This is a genomic window from Deinococcus pimensis DSM 21231 (assembly GCF_000519345.1).
Classification (GTDB): domain Bacteria; phylum Deinococcota; class Deinococci; order Deinococcales; family Deinococcaceae; genus Deinococcus_A; species Deinococcus_A pimensis.
Map to the genome: position 1 here is coordinate 2,920 of NZ_KI912679.1, position 2,014 is coordinate 4,933.

A 2,014-nucleotide genomic window follows, 5' to 3' on the forward strand; every position below is an offset into this window, starting at 1 on the left:
CGCCGCCACGGTCGGGCCGAGCGGCGTGGGCCTCGTCGCCTGCGCGGCGCCGAGGCTCGCGAGCGTCGCGAGGAGGCCCGTGTTGCGGTCCTGGTCGAGGTACCACGACCACTCCTGCTGCGGGCCCTCGAAGGTCTCGGTGAGGACGCGCAGGAGACCGCTCAGGAAGACGTCGTTCATGCGCGCCACTCTACACGGCCCGTGCTGCACGCTTCCTCATGAGGACCGGGGGTTGCGAGGGAAACGCCCTCAATCTATCCTTAATTGTGTTCCCCAAAACGACGGCCGTTTCCCTCACGAGCGCCCTGCTGGGCCTGACCCTGCTGCTGACCGGGTGCGACAAGAAGGACGACTACGCCGTCGTGCACGAGAAGCAGCCCCAGCCCGCACGGACCGCCGGGGAAAAGACGATGCTGCAGATCGTCTCGCCCGCGGGGAAGACCGAACTCACCCTGAGGCAGCTTCAGGCCATGCGGACCGTCCGCTACGCCACCGAGCACGGGCAGTTGCGCCGCAGGATCACCTACGAGGGCGTGCTGCTCTCCGACCTCGCCCGTGCCTACGGCATCGACGGCCGCGACCTGCGCGTCGAGGCGCTCGACAACTACGGCTCCGTCATCGACGCCGCCGACTACGACGAGTACCCCATCATGCTCGCCTACCGCGGGGACGGGAAGCTCCTGACGTTCAAGGAGAAGGGTCCCCTCACCATCGTGCTGCCCACGCACGCGTACCCCAACCACTTCGCCGACCACCGCTACGGGTCGCAGTGGGTCTGGTACGTGAGCCGCGTGCAGCCCAAGTGAAGGCCGGGACATGAGACGTCCGCGCGGGCCGAGGCTTCGTCGCTCGGGGCCCCGTGACCGCCGTCCGTCCCTGCCGCGTGAGGTGCTGCTCGCGGCACTCCCGGCGATCGTCGCCGCCTTCCTCGCGTGGCTCGCCTTCGCGCCCCTCATGGGGACCGTCAACCATCCTGACCGCACCTGGACCGGACACGCCTACCAGACGATGTACACCCAGCTCACCCGCTACGCGCTCGCGGTCGCCGACCCGCGCGTCTACGTCCCGCAGGGCATGACCCTGGAGGACCTGCGTGGGCTGGCGCTGAGCTCCGTCTCCAACCCGCTGGACTTCCAGGAACTCGACGACGTGGAGACCCTCGGGCCGGCCCGCCTGGCCACCGTGGCGAGGCTGCTGGACCGCGGGGTGGCCGGAGACCTCCGCAGCCTCGACCGCGCCCTGGAAGAAGCCCGGCAGCTCGTGCTGCAGTCCCGCGACCTGCTCAACGTGCAGCGCGACGAGGTGGAGCGTGGGCTGCGCTTCATGCGCAACGTCATCTTCGTCAGCGTGCTGCTGCTCGGACTGCTCAGCATGTCCCTCACCGTGCGGGCGTTGCGTCTGTGGCGTCAGGAGGGGCGTCGCCGTGACCAGGAGGCGAAGCTCGGACGGGAACTGAGCTCCATGGCGTCCCACGAGCTGCGCCGTCCCCTGCAGCAGCTCGTGCTCGCCGCCGACCTGCTGCAGCACGACGACCTCCTCGGCGACGCGGAACGTGCCCGCATGCTGCAGCGCCTGCGGGAAAGCGCCGTGCAGCTCACGCTCCTCTCGGACCTCTCGCACCTCGAGGCGGTGTACGCCGCGCCCGTCCTCGACCTGAAGTACCAGCCGCTCGCCCCGCTCCTCGCGGACCTCACGGGCCCACGCGTGAAGCTCGACCTCGCGCCGGACGTGGCGTGGAGCGTCGACGCGCGCCGCCTCCTGCAGAGCGTCCAGAACCTCGTGGAGAACGCCCTGAAGTACTCCTCTGGGGAGGTGCGGCTCGTGCTGCTCTCCACGCCCGCGGGACCCGAGATCCACGTCGTCGACCACGGCATCGGCATTCCCAGACAGGACCGCGAGCGTGTCTTCGAGCCCTTCTACCGCGCGCCCGGCGTGACGCAGGACGGCAGCGGCCTCGGTCTCGCGATCGCCCGCCGCTTCGTCCACGCCCACGGCGGCGACATCCGCTTCGAGG

3 protein-coding genes are annotated in these 2,014 nt (G+C 70.0%); 2 read left to right on the forward strand and 1 reads right to left on the reverse strand.

All coding sequences use genetic code 11. The features are described from left to right. A partial coding sequence (locus DEIPI_RS40725) for a hypothetical protein (protein ID WP_425387895.1) occupies nucleotides 1-180 on the reverse strand: 180 nt, incomplete at its 3' end. An 86-nt stretch (nucleotides 181-266) separates the two neighbouring features. Here DEIPI_RS40725 and DEIPI_RS0126445 point away from each other — a divergent pair. Together DEIPI_RS0126445 and DEIPI_RS34925 are read left to right on the forward strand one after the other, a co-directional pair. Next, the gene (locus DEIPI_RS0126445; protein WP_052352054.1) at nucleotides 267-806 is read left to right on the forward strand and encodes a putative pterin-binding protein; all 540 of its coding nucleotides are present in this window, start codon (nucleotides 267-269) and stop codon (nucleotides 804-806) included. A 10-nt stretch (nucleotides 807-816) separates the two neighbouring features. After that, the coding region (locus tag DEIPI_RS34925) for a sensor histidine kinase (RefSeq protein WP_157464136.1) at nucleotides 817-2,014 on the forward strand (1,198 nt) is incomplete at its 3' end.